The following is a 14,272-nucleotide window of genomic DNA, read 5'->3' as shown; positions in this document are numbered from 1 at the left end:
TGGAGCTGGAGCTGGAGCTGGAGCTGGAGCTGGAGCTGGAGCTGGAGCTGGAGCTGGAGCTACTTCTGCGTTTGAACTAAAACGACTCGAATTTGCTGATGATTCTGGTTTGATCTCAGGTTTTTCTTGATCTGTGCAAGCACTTAGCTGGAATACTAAAAAACTAGCCAGTAAGCCTATAACGAACTTATTCATCTGTTGAAACTTCATTTCAGGTTTTTAACCAGAAGGTTACCGGGCCATTATTAATTAAATGCACTTGCATATCAGCCCCAAATACACCTGATTGTAGCTCAAGTCCTTGTGCTTGAATCTGTGCGCAAAAATAATTAAATAATTGTTTGCCTTGTTCTGGTGGAGCAGCAGGGGTAAAGCTTGGACGATTGCCTCTTTGTGTATCCGCGGGCAAGGTAAACTGTGGCACCACTAATAAGCCACCTTGAACATCCAGTAACGAACGATTCATCCGACCTTTGCTGTCTTCAAAAATTCGATAATTTACAACGCGCTCTAATAGACGCTGAGCTTGCGCTTCTGTATCAGCGCGCTCTACACCAAGTAGCAGTAAAATACCGGTTTGAATTTGCCCCACAGTATTGCCATCGACCACTACTTTGGCTTCGAGGACACGTTGAATTAAGCCAATCATATGAGCTGATCAGCCATAAACTCAGTGGCTTTGACTAAAGCAGCTTGAATCGCCGGTTCACTCGCAGCATGTCCACAGTCTGGAATGATCGCAAAATCAGCAGTTGGCCAAACTTCATGTAGAGCATAGGCTTGTTCGAGTGGGCAAATCATATCGTAGCGACCGTGCACGATCATGCCCGGAATTCCAGCGATTTTATGCGCATTATTTAAGATCTGATCAGGTTCAAAGAAGGCGCGATTTATAAAATAGTGAGCCTCAATCCTTGCCACACTCATCGCTGTAAAAGGACTAGAGAAATGATCGACAGTGCTTTCTTTGGGGGAAAGATTAGCGGTGCGGCCTTCCCAAATCGACCAAGCTTTAGCGGCTTGCATGCGCGCAATTTCATTCTGTCCAGTTAAGCGTTTGTAGTAAGCTTGTAAAAGATTACCACGCTCTGCTTCTGGAATCGGGCTAATAAAATCTTGCCAAAAATCAGGGAAAATATAGCTCGCACCATCCTGATAGAACCAATCAATATCACGGGGGCGGCACAGAAAAATTCCGCGTAGGATTAAACCAGAGACTCGTTCTGGATGTGTCTGTGCATAGGCTAAACCTAAAGTTGAACCCCAAGAGCCGCCAAATACCACCCATTTTTCGATCTTTAATTCTTGGCGAATGCGCTCAATATCAGCGACTAAATGCCAAGTGGTATTATTAGTCAGTTCAGCATGGGGGGTGGAGCGCCCACAACCGCGCTGATCAAACAGCACAATTCGATAGCGCTCAGGATCAAAAAATTGCCGATTCCAGCTTTCACAACCGGAACCAGGGCCGCCGTGTAGAAATATTACAGGCAAACCATCAGGATTACCGGACTCCTCCACATATAAAGTGTGCATAGAGTCAACTGGTAAAAAGAAATGGCGGTTGTCGCGAATTGGTGGGAACAAAGTCTTCATCTAGCTGACTCCTCAGCTTCTAATAGGCGGCGCGCTTCAGCAAATTTGGCTTGTTCTTCGGTGGATACTTCAGGGTATTCTAAGTGCAAGCCTTCCAAGGCTTTGACAATGGTGTCTGCAACCGCAACCCGCATATAAGCTTTATCATCGGCAGGAATCGCATACCAAGGTGCGTATTTGCTGGAAGTAGCGTTTAAGGCGTTTTCATAAGCGGCCATGTATTCATCCCAATGCTGACGCTCCATCACATCGCCCGCAGAAAATTTCCAATTTTTATTTTGTTCATCTAAGCGTGATAAGAAACGGTTTTTCTGTTCTTGTTTAGACACATTCAGCCAAAATTTTAAAATGACCGTGCCATTGCGGGCTAAATGCTTTTCGTGATCTTTAATCGATTCATAGCGCTCTTCCCAAAGCTGATCAAGCTTCGATACTTTGGGAAGGTTTTGACCCGCTAAATAATTGGGATGTACGCGCACGACTAAGACTTCTTCGTAATAGCTGCGGTTAAAGACACCAATACGACCCCGCTCGGGTAAACAGCGAGCTGTGCGCCAGAGGAAATCATGATCTAGTTCTTCGACAGAGGGCTGTTTAAAAGAAAAGACTTGGCAACCAGCAGGATTAACCCCCTTCAAAATGGCTTTGATAGTGCTATCTTTCCCCGCTGCATCCATTGCTTGAAAGACTAATAGGAGTGAGTATTGATCTGCCGCATATAAAGTTTGTTGAAATTTATCGATCTTTTTAACTAACTTCTTTAGTTGGTCATTTAGTTCTTCTTCAGTTTCAGCGTGATCCTCATAGGTTTTGGCTTCTTGGAGCTTAAATGAACCATCAAATGGCACGCGGTAGCGCTCAGGAAAATCGAACATAAACTAGCTCCTTATAGCCTTTTTCTAAGTTGTTTATAGTCTGCCAGAGATACTTAGGAGCTGCATTAGTTAAAAAATATCATTCATCTTATTTATCTTGAAATAAGTAAAAGCTATACAATAAGATGCTTAGACCTAACAGTAATAATTATAACAAGGGGATAGTTCATGCAGAAGGTACTTCAGCGCAGTGCACTGGCGTTATGTGTGCTTGCTTTAGCTGGTTGTGGTGGCGGTGATGGTAACCAACTTTCTAATGATGGTGGGGGAAATAATACCACCACTGGTGCAAAGTTTTTGGAAGTTTCAGCCAGTTCGCGCCAGCTTGGCTCCAGCGGTGATAAGCCCGTCACCATTTCAGCAATTGCAAAGGATGTGAATAATAATATCCTCAAAGATGCTACGGTGCAGTTTTCTGTTAATAATGAAGCCACTATTGAAGCAGACACTGCAACGGCAACGACCGGTGTAAAAACAGCACTGCTAACCCCCGGCTTAGAGAATCCTGAAAATCGCACAGTAACCGTGACGATTAAGTCAGGCACTTTGCTTAAAACCCTCGATATTGCAATTACAGGTACTACCTTAGTAGTCGATGGCCCTGCACGGATTGCATTAAATACGCCAACTACCTTTACGGCTAAGTTAAAAGATTCAGCGGGCAAAGCTTTAGCCAATGAAACCGTAACCATCAACTCTAGTTTAAATAATGCATTAACACCCCTATCAGGCTCAGGGTTTATGACGGATGCGAATGGTGAGATTCAATTCACTATTAATGCAGCAGTGAGTGGTACTGATACTATTTCTGTTTCAGCTTTAGGCGTCAGTAGCTCAAAAACCTTAGAAATCTCCGGGGACGATTTCACAATCACTAGCACGAATTCAGAAATTAAAGTTAAAACGCCAGAAACCATCAGCCTAAAGTGGACGCAAAATGGGGTTGCTCAAGCGAATAAAACTATCAATCTCGCAGCAACTAGAGGTGAAATTAAACCCTCTCAAATGGTAATGACAGATATTCACGGTCAAGCAACATTTTATGTGGGGTCAAGTACGGCTGGAGGAACGGTTGTCACTGCAACGGATGCAAGTACTGGCTTATCGACTAGTTTAACCAGAGAGTTTGTTGCGACTACCCCGGCTAATCTCAATATGCAGGTAGAAAAGGAGCTGCTTATTCCAGAAAGTAGCACCAATGTCATTGCAGTGGTTAAAGATGCTGCAGATAACCCGGTTAAAAACCAAGTCGTTGTATTTAATTTAGAGGATACCGTCGGAGGCAAATTAAGTAGCTCCACCGCTACGACTGACTCTTTAGGTAAAGCAACAATTGGTTATACAGCAGGTAATGCAACGAGTGCAAAAGACGGGGTGAAAATAACCAGCTCGTTACGTTTGACAGATCCTAATGCTAGTCCCGTGGCTGATGATTACATAACCCTGACAGTGGGTGGACAAGGTTTGCGCATTGTATTAGGTGAAGATGAAAAGATTGTTGAAGAAGGCTTATTTTATAAAAAATCCTTTGGCGTCATCGTCACGGATAGTGCTGGCAATCCGGTAAAAGATAAGAAAGTAGACTTTGCTTTAATACCATTGGCTTACGCAAAGGGTAGTTTCGCACCTTGTGGAGTAACTTTATCGGACGGAACACTGAGTACAAAACCAATATTTGTGCAAACTGCAAGCTGTGTGTCAGAAGATATAGATAGTGATGGTTTATTGGACGCAGGTGAGGATCTGAATAGTAGTGGTCGTTTAGAGCCGACTAATGCTGCAACTGTTACCAACAGTGCGGTGACCGATAGTGATGGTAAGGTTTTAGCTACGGTCATTTACCCGCAAAGTCATGCATTGTGGAATAAAGTTAGATTAACAGCACGTATTTTAGTATCTGGCTCAGAATATGTTGAGAGCACTGATTTCGTGTTACCTGTACTTGCAGCGGATGTAGGTTCTTGTGATATTTCACCACCTAATGCAGTTAGTCCGTATGGAGTGGATGCAAGTTGCTTAACGAAAAATTAGCCAGCTAGGTTTTTAATACCTAAGAAAGCCACCCCAGCGGTGGCTTTTCCTTTTCAATCCACTAACATAAAGCCTGAACCTTTGGAGACTTTAATGCAAGCTGCTCAGCAATTATTAGAGCTTTATAACCTCGGCCTCAATGCTGTGAAAGGCGATCATGCAGTTTATAACGCACTGATGGAACAGGGCACGCAAGAGGCTTGCCATGTTGTTGCGATTGGTAAAGCGGCGGAAGCCATGTATCAAGGTGTAGAACGCTATTTGGACAAAGATATTAAAAGTGCTTTGCTCATTAGTAAATATGGGCATTTTTCTCCAGAATTATTAGCTAATCGTCAACTGACTTGCTTAGAAGCTGCACATCCAGTGCCTGCAGAGTCTTCACTCTTAGCAGGGCAAACCTTGCTGCATTACTTAGAAAATCTGCCTGCTAAGGAGCCGTTGTTATTTCTGATTTCAGGTGGGGCTTCGAGTTTATGTGAGGTTTTGGAAGAGGGTTGGACTTTAGAGAAATTGCAAGAGTCTACTCAAGCTAAGCTCGCGGATGGCGCTTCCATTGCTGAAATTAACCAAATGCGTAAGCAGCTATCTAAAATTAAGGGCGGCAAACTTTGGCAATTTATCAGTGAGCGTCCGGTGGCTTGTTTATTGATTTCTGATGTACAAATGGATGATCCTGCACTCATCGGTTCTGGACTTTTATTTCCAGCACCTCCACAGCGTGAGTTTGCTTGGCAAATTGTCGCCAGCAATCAACACATGTTAAGCGCTATTCAAACGGCTCAGCCCATAAGTTTAGTGTCTGAGATAAAAATCATCCCTGAGTTTTTAGAGGGTGACGCGGAAGAGGAAGCGAGAAACTGTGTTGGTTTTTTAAGAGATCAACCAGATGGCATCTATATTTGGGGTGGGGAAACGACGGTTAAATTACCAGAGAATCCGGGGCAGGGTGGGCGTAATCAGCACTTTGCCTTAGCAGCCGCTATCGCCTTAGAAAATAACCCGGCAATTACGTTGCTCTGTACAGCCACTGATGGTACAGATGGTATGACTGAAGATGCGGGGGCTTTGGTGAATGGACAGACTTTAGCACGCGGTCGTTTAGAAAATCTTGATCCAGTCGATTGCTTAAGACGTGCTGATGCAGGTACATTTCTGGCCGCTAGCGGTGATCTGCTTCATACAGGACCGACTGGTACTAATGTGATGGATCTGGTAATTGCTTTAAAAACTTCATGCCTAACTTAGACAAGAATTTGTACACGGCGGCTTTAAGCTGTTTATTAAGTACTGACCCTGACGAGAAAATTAGCCTAGCCCCCCAGCTCCAGCAAGCTTGGTTAACGGGTGAGTTAATTCGTCCGACCCATCCTGATACTGCGCAAAAAATATCAGTGCCAGGGCGCCCTGCTAAGCCTGAGCTGGTTTTACCCAAGCAAATGAAACAGCGTAAATTGCATCATTTAGAAGGACGGATCGCACTGCTACATGCAGTGGCGCATATTGAGTTCAATGCGATTAATTTGGCGCTGGATGCGGTGTATCGGTTTCGAGAGATGCCTGATGCTTACTACAGTGATTGGCTGCAAGTTGCTGCTGAAGAGGCATATCATTTTACTTTAGTACGGACTCGTTTACGTGAATTGGGTGTAGATTATGGTGATTTACCTGCCCATAATGGCTTGTGGGAGCATGCCTTAAAAACCGATCATGATGTGCTGGTGCGGATGGCTTTAGTACCCAGAGTATTAGAGGCGAGAGGTTTGGATGTAACTCCACCGATGATGGAGCGCTTACAAGAAGTCGGGGATACTGCGACGGCAGCGGTCTTAGCGGTTATTTTGCGTGATGAAGTCGGCCATGTACGCATGGGGTCGCAGTGGTATCGCTATTGTTGTGAGTTGCGGGGGCTGGAGCCTGAAAGCACTTTCCGGCAACTACTCCGTGAGGTTTTACAAGCGCCTGTTCGTGGCCCTTTCTATACTGAAGGGCGCTTGCAAGCGGGCTTTAGTGCCAACGAATTAGAACAATTGCAACAGCTTGAAGAAAATTGGTTGGCAGAAATTAGTGTCTAGCTATTCAAGATGCTATTAACATGCTTAGTAAAAATCTCTGGGGTTTGTACATGTGGTAAATGTCCAGCTTCTTCAATCATCGCTAGCTGTGCGTTAGGGAAGTAAGTCTGTGCTACTTGCCAACGTTCAGTTTCCAGATAATCCGATTGCCCACCACCAATAAATAAAGTTGAGCCGTGGTAGCGCAAGTCTGTTTCATGGAAGGCTGTAATACTTAAATAATGCCGGGCAATTTCGCTCAGATTGCATTGCCAAGTAAATTTACCGTTTTCATCCCACTTAAGATTCTTCAGTAAAAAAGCACGCTCAAAAGGTTGTTTAATTGTTGGTGCTAACCACTGATCCGCTTCTTTCCGGTTTTTAAAGCTAGCTAAAGGCATGGTGAGCATGGCTTGAATAATCGCTTGATGACGTGGTGGATAATTAACTGGGGCAATGTCCACGATGATGAGCTTATTTAAGCGCTCAGGATGCTCAAGTGCTAGCCAAATCGAGGCTTTACCGCCCATGGAATGACCCATTAAATCAAATTGGTCTAGTTGCAAATGATCAGCAACTTCCAAGACATCTTGCACCATCAGGCGATAATTCATGCCTTCAACATGTGGAGAGCCACCATGATTGCGCATATCTAGGGCGATAATACTGCGCTCAGTTTGTTGTTTACTGGCAAAGGTATGCCAATTATCCAACGAGCCTAATAAACCATGTAAAACTAGCAATGGGCGTTGTAAATGATCCGTATCACCATAAATCCGGTAATTAAGCATTAAAGTTTTCCCCTAATGCAGTAATTTGCTGCAGGATTTTTTCGCGTTCCTCTAAAGGTAAGGTCGGCACATTATAGAAGATTTCGTATTGGATATTTTTAATACCACAGAAGGATAAAGTACCATCTGTCATCGGGCGATGAATGAGTGTTTCTGAATCATTCGCTTGGAAAAAGCTTTTATCACTGCCTGCAGTAATCAGTACCAATGCTTTTTTGTGTTTCAATAAGCCAATCGGGCCTTCAGCAGAATAAGCAAAAGCAACTCCATTGGTGAGCACGTGATCAAACCAACCTTTTAAAATAGCCGGGCGACCATACCACCACAACGGATAGATAAAGATTAAGCCTTCTGCCCACAGCAAAGCTTCTTGTTCCCGCGCAATTTTCTCAGGGATGACACCGGTTTGTAGGCTAGCTAATTCTGTGGCACGCAGTACAGGGTCAAATTCTTCTGTATATAAATCTTTGACACGTACCTCATGTCCTGCCGATGCTAAGCCGTGTTGGCAATACTCCAGCATGGCGTGATTGAAGCTTGCAGGATTTGGGTGAGCGTAAACAATTAATATGCGCATAGTGGTGGCTAGTTGAGTTAGTGGACAGTGGTATTGGTTAGATCCACGACGTTTTCTGTGAATAAGCGTGTTGCATCTACAGCATCAACTGCATAATTAGCATTACAAAATTCGCAAGTGACGCTGATATTGCCTTGCTCAGCGAGGATTGCTTGTACTTCCTCTTGCCCTAAAGAGCGCAGCAGAGTCTCAATTTTTTGCCGATTGCAATTACAGTTGAATTTAATGGATTTTGGATCAAACAAACGTGGTGTTTCTTCGTGGAATAAACGATAGAGCACTTCCTCCGCTGATAAATCACGTAATTCTTCGACTGTTAGTGTATCTAGAAGTAGTGATACTCGATTCCAATCTTCTGCTTGAGCATCCAAGGCTTCAGGACTGGAATATTTATCCATGGGTAAACGCTGTAAGAGTAAACCCGCACAGCTATTGTGGTCGGAAGTCAACCATAAACGAGTAGGCAATTGCTCAGAACGCGCAAAATATTGCTCTAAAGCTTGGGTGAGGTTATTTCCTTCTAACGCAATTATCCCCTGATAACGTTCATGGTTACTCGCTGCTTCTAAGGTGATAGCAATATGCCCAGTACCAAAAATTTTGGCTAAATCACTGCCTTCCGCAGGGACTTTTGTCCATTGCGCTAAACCGCGCACTTCCCCTCGTGGTGTGGCATGGACGACCAATAAATGCACCGGTCCATCCCCACGAATTTGCAGAATTAAAGAGCCGGTATGCTTAACAGTTGCGGACAATAACACTGCCGCACTTAAAGCTTCGCCCAAAACTTTGCGCACTACAGGTGGATAATCAGCCCGTTCTAAAAGCTGGTGCCAACTTTGCTCTAACTGTACCCATTCACCGCGAATATTCGCTTTTTCGAGGATAAAACGCCGTAAAATATCTCTTATCATGCAAGAATCAGCCTTGTAGCTACTACCTTTCGTGTCAGTGTATGATAAAATTCCCACGCAATGCCTATATGGGGAATTAGGTTGGTGAACTTATCATATAAGTTGACTTGCCCAAAACCCTTCTGGTTGCTACATTTGCGCAGGAAATTTGGGCTGACCCGATTTGAGGCATGGATAACTAGAACCATTAAGGACAACTTCACGGTTCCCCTCTCATAATTTTTAGCTTTTGCTGGACTTTACAACAATGTTCAAAGCCATTTCTGGTTTATTCTCCAATGATATTTCAGTAGATCTTGGGACAGCCAATACCCTTATTTACATGCGCGGAAAAGGCATTGTTCTCAATGAGCCTTCTGTGGTTGCTATCCGGCAAGATCGTGGCCCTGGTGGGCCTAAGTCCATTGAGGCTGTCGGTGCAGAAGCGAAAAAAATGTTAGGACGTACCCCAGAAAATATCACTGCGATTCGTCCAATGAAAGATGGGGTCATTGCCGATTTCACTTATACCGAAAAAATGCTGCAGCATTTTATTCGTAAAGTTGATTCTGGCCGAATCTTGCGTCCAAGTCCGCGCGTGGTTATCTGTGTTCCTTGTGGCGCTACTCAAGTCGAGCGGCGCGCAATTAAGGATTCTGCTTTAGGTGCTGGTGCACGCAAAGTTTATCTGATTGAAGAACCAATGGCTGCCGCAATCGGTGCGGGCATTCCCGTTGATGAGGCGATTGGTTCTATGGTGTTAGACATTGGTGGTGGTACTTCAGAGGTCGCCATCATGTCTTTACGTGGAATTGTTTACTCCGCTTCAGTCCGCATCGGTGGCGACCGTTTAGACGAAGCCATTATCAGTTATGTACGTCGGAATTATGGCATGTTAATTGGTGAGGCGACGGCTGAGCGGATTAAATGCGAAATTGGTTCTGCATATCCGGGTAAGGAGTTATTAGAGATTGAAGTCAAAGGTCGTAATCTCTCAGAAGGGGTACCCCGTGCTTTTACTTTAACCAGTAATGAAATTCTGGAAGCTTTACAGGAACCGTTATTTGGGATTGTAAGTTCAGTTAAAACCGCTTTAGAACAAACTCCCCCTGAGTTAGGTGCAGATGTTGCAGATCGTGGAATTGTACTCACTGGTGGTGGTGCTTTATTGCGGGATTTAGATCGCTTGTTAATGGAAGAAACTGGCATTCCAGTCGTGATTGCAGATGATCCATTAACTTGTGTAGCGCGTGGGGGTGGGAAAATTCTAGAAATCTTAGAAGCCGAAGGGGATGCATTCCTAGCGACTGATTAAGCGCTGCTAAAGTTTGCTCAATAATATAAATAATCACCCCTAGCAGTCACTTTCAGGGTAGATAACAGGGAGCATAGACTGCCATTAACGATACTGATTATCACGCAACACCGGGCTTATCCTTTCAGTTTGTGCTTCTACTGATTGCTGCTTTGTCTTTGATGGCGGTGGATTATCGTAATCCAACTGCCACCAAACCTATACGCACAGGTTTCTCGATTGTGGCTTATCCTCTACAGCGTATTGTGGATGCGCCTTTTGATCTTTACACCAAGGTGACAGGTTTCTTCGCCAATCAGTTGCATTTGGCGAGTGAAAATGCGGCTTTAAAAGAGCAATTGCGGCTGTATTCCGTTCAATACCGCGATATGCAGGTCTTAGAACAGCAAAATGCACGTCTACGTGATCTACTCAAAGTTGATAAGCGTGTTGGCTATACCTTCACGATGGCTGAAGTGATTGCGGCTTCGGATGAGCGCGGTCGCCAAGTAGTAACTTTAAATAAAGGTTCGCGTGATGGCGTGCATGAAAAGCAAGTTGTATTAGCAGAAGGTGGCAATATCTATGGGCAAGTGGTAGAAGTAACTCCTTTCAGTTCTAAAGTCATGGAGCTAACGGATCGCCAACATGCTATTCCGGTGCGTAATTTGCGTACTGGCATGCGGGCGCTGGCGAGTGGTACAGGTAAGGCTGATATTTTGGAGTTGAAAAGCATTGTGGCAGGCAGCAATGTCCAAGATGGCGATGTATTTGTCAGTTCTGGGTTAGATATGTTGTTTCCGCCAGATTTTCCAGTGGCTAAAGTCATTCCGAATGGTGTGCAATATATTCCCGGTGATCCTTTTGCGAATATCAGTGCTAAGCCCTTGATTAATTTTGATAATACCCGTGAAGTCCTATTATTATGGCGGATTAGCCCTTCACCCGCTGAAATGTTGTCAGCAGCACCACCGGCTAGTTCTCCTAAACCAGCAGATACTAAAACCAAGAAAGACGAGAAAACTAAAAAAGACGAGAAACCAGCAAGTAAAGCCACTACAACGAATAAGACCGTGGAGCGTCCACAATGATTGAGAATCTACCACGCTTTCCGGGAGCTATTTGGTTAACTTTACTAATTGGCTTAGGCTTAAATAATATACCTTTACCTCCAGAATGGTCCTATTGGCGGCCAGATTTTGTAGTGCTAAGTCTCATTCATTGGGCTTTGTGTATGCGCCAGCATGTGAATCTATTCGTGGCTTTCTTTATAGGTTTATTGGCAGATACGATTTCTTATTCTCTGCTTGGGCAGCATGCCTTAGGTTATGTACTCGTCACTTATTTTGCCGTGCGTCTCAGCTTACGCATGTCGGCAGAGGCGTTTTTACAGCAGTTTGCTTTGATCTTCATTGTAGTCGGTATCTTTATGCTGATTAATCTATGGATTCGTGGAGTGACGGGCAATATTGGCCCTGGTTTGCTGTATTGGATGCCGCTGTTGAGTAGTTTATTAGTCTGGCCGATCTATCACGGGATTCTTGGTTACTTTTATGTACCACGTAAAATGGTTTGATTTTGCTAGGGTTTTTGCTGCTACTCGCTATACTGCCACCTTATAGTAGGTGAATTGCTACAGCTCCTTGAGTTTTGTTACCTTAGACCCCACCAAACAGAAATTAACTTTAAGTTAAGGAGCTTGTCCATGAGTGCAACTAATGCCTGCACTGACTTGTCTTGCAGCGTCTTACCAGATATTGCAAGTCAACCCCATGCAGGGCCAAAAGGCAGTCTAAACTGGGTTGGCATGAGTGCCATTGAGATTCCAGTTTTGGTACTGAACTCGACCGGCGAAAAGATTCAAACGCTTGCACGGGTACAAGCTTATGTGAATTTAATCGATCCCAATAGTAAAGGCATTCATATGTCGCGTCTGTACTTAGCCCTAGATAATCTGCTGAGTATGCATGAACTGACCCCAGAAATATTACGCAAAACGGTCACCCAGTTTATTGAGTCACACGGTAGCTTAAGCAACTCGGCTTATTTGGAATGTCGCTTCAATTATTTTGAAAAGCGCAGTTCCCTAGTCAGCGACAATAGGGGCTGGAAAAATTATCCAGTACGTGTTGCTGCGACTTTGCGCGGCCAGCAATTTGATCTGGAAGTGCAAGTAGAAGTACCTTACTCCTCCACTTGCCCTTGTTCTGCTGCTTTAGCTCGTCAATTAATCCAAGAAGGTTTCCGCGATCAATTTGGTGAAGGCTTAGTCAATGCAAGTACCGTCTATGCTTGGTTGGGCACGACGCAAGGTATTAGTGCAACCCCACACAGCCAACGCAGTATGGCGCAAGTGAAAGTAAAATTAGCGGAAAAAATTCGTAATTTACCACTGACTAGTTTGATTGATCGCATTGAGAATGCCTTACAAACTCCAGTACAAGCGGCCGTTAAGCGTGAAGATGAGCAAGAGTTTGCGCGTTTGAATGCTGCTAATTTGATGTTCTGTGAAGATGCGGCTCGCCGTTTGAAATTAGCGATGTCAGAAGATATTTCAGTGCGCGATTTCTGGATTCGCGTCAATCACCTAGAAAGCTTACATGCGCATGATGCTGTGTCTGTTGCAGTCAAAGGCGTTGATGGCGGTTATCAAGATGATCCGCATGATTATATGAGCTGTTAATGTATAAGCTGGATACCCTGCCGTTTCAGAATCGTTTTGCACAATTACCTGCGCATTTTTATGCGCGGGTAAAGCCTACGCCCTTAGCTAATGCGCGGCTGTTTAGTTTTAATACTGCCGCTGCACAACTAATTCAGTTAGACCCTAAGGAAACGCAGCATCCCGCTTTTACCGCTTATTTTAATGGCGAGCGGTCTTGGGAGGGTACACAGCCGATTTCTATGCTCTACGCAGGCCATCAATTTGGTTCTTATGTGCCACAATTGGGGGATGGGCGGGCAATTATTCTTGGTGAAACTCAAGGCTTTGAATTACAACTAAAAGGCTCAGGGCCAACCCCTTTTTCGCGCTTTAGTGATGGTCGGGCAGTAATTCGTTCCACGGTACGTGAGTATTTATGCTCAGAAGCGATGCATGCTTTAGGTATTCCCAGCACCCGCGCCTTGTGTATGTTCGTAAGCGATGAGGAAGTGTATCGCGAGCGCCTTGAGTATGGTGCTTTATTAGTACGGATGGCAGCTTCACATCTTCGTTTCGGTAGTTTTGAAGTCTTTTTCCATCGTCGTCAATATGAGCAACTTAGGCAACTAGCGGATTTTGTTCTTGCGAATCATGTTCCTGAATTGCAATCGACAGCGGAGCCGTATCTGGCTTTACTGGAAACGGTCGTGAAGCGTACTGCACGCTTGATAGCGCAATGGCAATGTGTCGGTTTCGCGCACGGGGTCATGAATACTGACAATATGTCCATGCTTGGGTTGACCTTAGATTATGGCCCTTATGGCTTTTTAGATGTCTATGACCCAAACTTTATCTGTAATCATACCGATCAAGCTGGGCGCTATGCCTTTGATCAACAACCTTCGATTGGCTTATGGAATCTGAATGCCCTAGCGCATGCCTTTTTGCCTTTATTAGCCGACGATCCTGATGCAGCAGTCGAGAAAGCACGCTCAGCTTTACTCCAGTACCAAGACGCCTTTGACCAAACTTGGCTCGCTGGGATGCGTGCTAAATTAGGTTTACATCAAGCCTTAGCTAGTGATGAGGCATTAATCGCTGATCTGCTGATTAAAATGCAGCAGAACTTAGTCGATTACACCATTTTCTTCCGCCGCTTAAGTAAGCTTGGCTTGCAAGTGAATGAGTCTGAGCAGGCAGTTCGCGATTTATTTGTAGATCGAACGGCCTTTGATGCGTGGGCACTTCAATATCGAGAGCGTTTAGAGCAAGAACAGTCGGTAGATGCTGAACGGCAAATACGGATGCAGGAAGTTAATCCAGCTTATATTCTGCGAAACTATATGGCTCAGCAAGCGATTGCTAAAGCAGAGCAGGGTGATGCAAGCGAAGTGGAGCTATTGCTAAAATTGTTGCAACGGCCTTTCACCGAACAAGTTGGTATGGAGCGCTATATGGATCATCCACCGGCTTGGGCCGATAGCATTAGTGTCAGTTGCTCTTCCTGAGGCTTTCTT

At 44.6% G+C, this 14,272-nt stretch carries 14 protein-coding genes and 1 pseudogene; 8 read left to right on the top strand and 7 right to left on the bottom strand.

The window, feature by feature from the left end; translation table 11 throughout:
• The 4 genes and pseudogenes from Q0307_RS17935 to Q0307_RS17920 form a co-directional block, all read right to left on the bottom strand.
• Positions 1 to 195 (bottom strand): annotated as a pseudogene (locus tag Q0307_RS17935) (hypothetical protein); the annotation flags it as partial.
• 16 nt (positions 196 to 211) lie between these two features.
• Positions 212 to 649, bottom strand: coding sequence for a D-aminoacyl-tRNA deacylase (gene dtd / locus Q0307_RS17930; RefSeq protein ID WP_298662552.1), 438 nt, complete (start codon positions 647 to 649; stop codon positions 212 to 214).
• Positions 646 to 1,596 carry a prolyl aminopeptidase gene (pip, locus tag Q0307_RS17925; protein WP_298662550.1) on the bottom strand — a complete coding sequence of 317 codons (951 nt, stop codon included), beginning with the start codon at positions 1,594 to 1,596 and terminating at the stop codon, positions 646 to 648. Before pip ends, dtd begins: the two co-directional genes overlap by 4 nt.
• The gene (locus Q0307_RS17920; RefSeq protein ID WP_298662547.1) at positions 1,593 to 2,471 is read right to left on the bottom strand and encodes a polyphosphate kinase 2 family protein; all 879 of its coding nucleotides are present in this window, start codon (positions 2,469 to 2,471) and stop codon (positions 1,593 to 1,595) included. Before Q0307_RS17920 ends, pip begins: the two co-directional genes overlap by 4 nt.
• A gap of 168 nt (positions 2,472 to 2,639) precedes the next feature.
• Here Q0307_RS17920 and Q0307_RS17915 point away from each other — a divergent pair, with 168 nt between their 5' ends.
• The 3 genes from Q0307_RS17915 (at position 2,640) to Q0307_RS17905 (ending at position 6,577) form a co-directional block, all read left to right on the top strand.
• On the top strand, positions 2,640 to 4,502 hold the full coding sequence (locus Q0307_RS17915) for a hypothetical protein (protein ID WP_298662545.1): 1,863 nt from the start codon (positions 2,640 to 2,642) through the stop codon (positions 4,500 to 4,502).
• Between the two features lie 93 nt (positions 4,503 to 4,595).
• A complete protein-coding gene (locus tag Q0307_RS17910) occupies positions 4,596 to 5,750 on the top strand; it encodes a DUF4147 domain-containing protein (RefSeq protein ID WP_298662543.1) in 1,155 nt (384 codons plus the stop codon).
• Positions 5,738 to 6,577 (top strand): ferritin-like domain-containing protein, encoded by an 840-nt coding sequence (locus Q0307_RS17905; RefSeq protein WP_298662541.1) that lies wholly within the window; start codon positions 5,738 to 5,740, stop codon positions 6,575 to 6,577. The genes Q0307_RS17910 and Q0307_RS17905 overlap by 13 nt, the downstream gene beginning before the upstream one ends.
• On the opposite strand, the gene Q0307_RS17900 is transcribed toward Q0307_RS17905, so the two are convergent.
• The 3 genes from Q0307_RS17900 to hslO are packed head-to-tail and all read right to left on the bottom strand — an operon-like array spanning position 6,574 to position 8,838.
• Positions 6,574 to 7,347 (bottom strand): alpha/beta fold hydrolase, encoded by a 774-nt coding sequence (locus Q0307_RS17900; RefSeq protein WP_298662540.1) that lies wholly within the window; start codon positions 7,345 to 7,347, stop codon positions 6,574 to 6,576. The genes Q0307_RS17905 and Q0307_RS17900 overlap by 4 nt on opposite strands.
• Positions 7,340 to 7,924 (bottom strand): NAD(P)H-dependent oxidoreductase, encoded by a 585-nt coding sequence (locus Q0307_RS17895; protein ID WP_298662538.1) that lies wholly within the window; start codon positions 7,922 to 7,924, stop codon positions 7,340 to 7,342. The genes Q0307_RS17900 and Q0307_RS17895 overlap by 8 nt, the downstream gene beginning before the upstream one ends.
• A gap of 17 nt (positions 7,925 to 7,941) precedes the next feature.
• Positions 7,942 to 8,838: an Hsp33 family molecular chaperone HslO gene (hslO, locus tag Q0307_RS17890; RefSeq protein WP_298662537.1), complete on the bottom strand. Its 897-nt coding sequence runs from the start codon at positions 8,836 to 8,838 to the stop codon at positions 7,942 to 7,944.
• A gap of 247 nt (positions 8,839 to 9,085) precedes the next feature.
• On the opposite strand from hslO, the gene Q0307_RS17885 reads away from it, so the two are divergent.
• The 5 genes from Q0307_RS17885 to Q0307_RS17865 all read left to right on the top strand — a co-directional run bounded on the left by Q0307_RS17885 (position 9,086) and on the right by Q0307_RS17865 (position 14,263).
• The gene (locus Q0307_RS17885; protein ID WP_078920834.1) at positions 9,086 to 10,132 is read left to right on the top strand and encodes a rod shape-determining protein; all 1,047 of its coding nucleotides are present in this window, start codon (positions 9,086 to 9,088) and stop codon (positions 10,130 to 10,132) included.
• A gap of 83 nt (positions 10,133 to 10,215) precedes the next feature.
• A complete protein-coding gene (mreC, locus tag Q0307_RS17880) occupies positions 10,216 to 11,202 on the top strand; it encodes a rod shape-determining protein MreC (RefSeq protein WP_298662554.1) in 987 nt (328 codons plus the stop codon).
• Positions 11,199 to 11,687 (top strand): rod shape-determining protein MreD, encoded by a 489-nt coding sequence (gene mreD / locus Q0307_RS17875; protein WP_298662536.1) that lies wholly within the window; start codon positions 11,199 to 11,201, stop codon positions 11,685 to 11,687. Before mreC ends, mreD begins: the two co-directional genes overlap by 4 nt.
• Positions 11,688 to 11,816: 129 nt before the next feature.
• The gene (gene folE2, locus Q0307_RS17870) at positions 11,817 to 12,794 is read left to right on the top strand and encodes a GTP cyclohydrolase FolE2 (protein WP_298662535.1); all 978 of its coding nucleotides are present in this window, start codon (positions 11,817 to 11,819) and stop codon (positions 12,792 to 12,794) included.
• Positions 12,794 to 14,263: a YdiU family protein gene (locus Q0307_RS17865; protein WP_298662532.1), complete on the top strand. Its 1,470-nt coding sequence runs from the start codon at positions 12,794 to 12,796 to the stop codon at positions 14,261 to 14,263. The genes folE2 and Q0307_RS17865 overlap by 1 nt, the downstream gene beginning before the upstream one ends.
• Positions 14,264 to 14,272: the final 9 nt, after the last annotated feature.

It is taken from the genome of uncultured Thiothrix sp. (assembly GCF_937873765.1).
Classification (GTDB): Bacteria; Pseudomonadota; Gammaproteobacteria; order Thiotrichales; family Thiotrichaceae; genus Thiolinea.
The sequence above is the reverse complement of the archived record's forward strand: the minus strand, read 5'-3'. Positions and strand labels throughout refer to the sequence as shown.

Excerpts from the sequence above, each read along its gene's own strand:
- dtd (WP_298662552.1), bottom strand. The coding sequence starts at position 649 with ATGATTGGCTTAATTCAACGTGTCCTCGAAGCCAAAGTAGTGGTCGAT.
- hslO (WP_298662537.1), bottom strand. The coding sequence starts at position 8,838 with ATGATAAGAGATATTTTACGGCGTTTTATCCTCGAAAAAGCGAATATT.
- Q0307_RS17915 (WP_298662545.1), top strand. The coding sequence starts at position 2,640 with ATGCAGAAGGTACTTCAGCGCAGTGCACTGGCGTTATGTGTGCTTGCT.
- Q0307_RS17865 (WP_298662532.1), top strand. The coding sequence starts at position 12,794 with ATGTATAAGCTGGATACCCTGCCGTTTCAGAATCGTTTTGCACAATTA.
- Q0307_RS17920 (WP_298662547.1), bottom strand. The coding sequence starts at position 2,471 with ATGTTCGATTTTCCTGAGCGCTACCGCGTGCCATTTGATGGTTCATTT.
- folE2 (WP_298662535.1), top strand. The coding sequence starts at position 11,817 with ATGAGTGCAACTAATGCCTGCACTGACTTGTCTTGCAGCGTCTTACCA.
- Q0307_RS17905 (WP_298662541.1), top strand. The coding sequence starts at position 5,738 with ATGCCTAACTTAGACAAGAATTTGTACACGGCGGCTTTAAGCTGTTTA.
- Q0307_RS17895 (WP_298662538.1), bottom strand. The coding sequence starts at position 7,924 with ATGCGCATATTAATTGTTTACGCTCACCCAAATCCTGCAAGCTTCAAT.
- mreD (WP_298662536.1), top strand. The coding sequence starts at position 11,199 with ATGATTGAGAATCTACCACGCTTTCCGGGAGCTATTTGGTTAACTTTA.
- Q0307_RS17885 (WP_078920834.1), top strand. The coding sequence starts at position 9,086 with ATGTTCAAAGCCATTTCTGGTTTATTCTCCAATGATATTTCAGTAGAT.
- Q0307_RS17910 (WP_298662543.1), top strand. The coding sequence starts at position 4,596 with ATGCAAGCTGCTCAGCAATTATTAGAGCTTTATAACCTCGGCCTCAAT.
- pip (WP_298662550.1), bottom strand. The coding sequence starts at position 1,596 with ATGAAGACTTTGTTCCCACCAATTCGCGACAACCGCCATTTCTTTTTA.
- Q0307_RS17900 (WP_298662540.1), bottom strand. The coding sequence starts at position 7,347 with ATGCTTAATTACCGGATTTATGGTGATACGGATCATTTACAACGCCCA.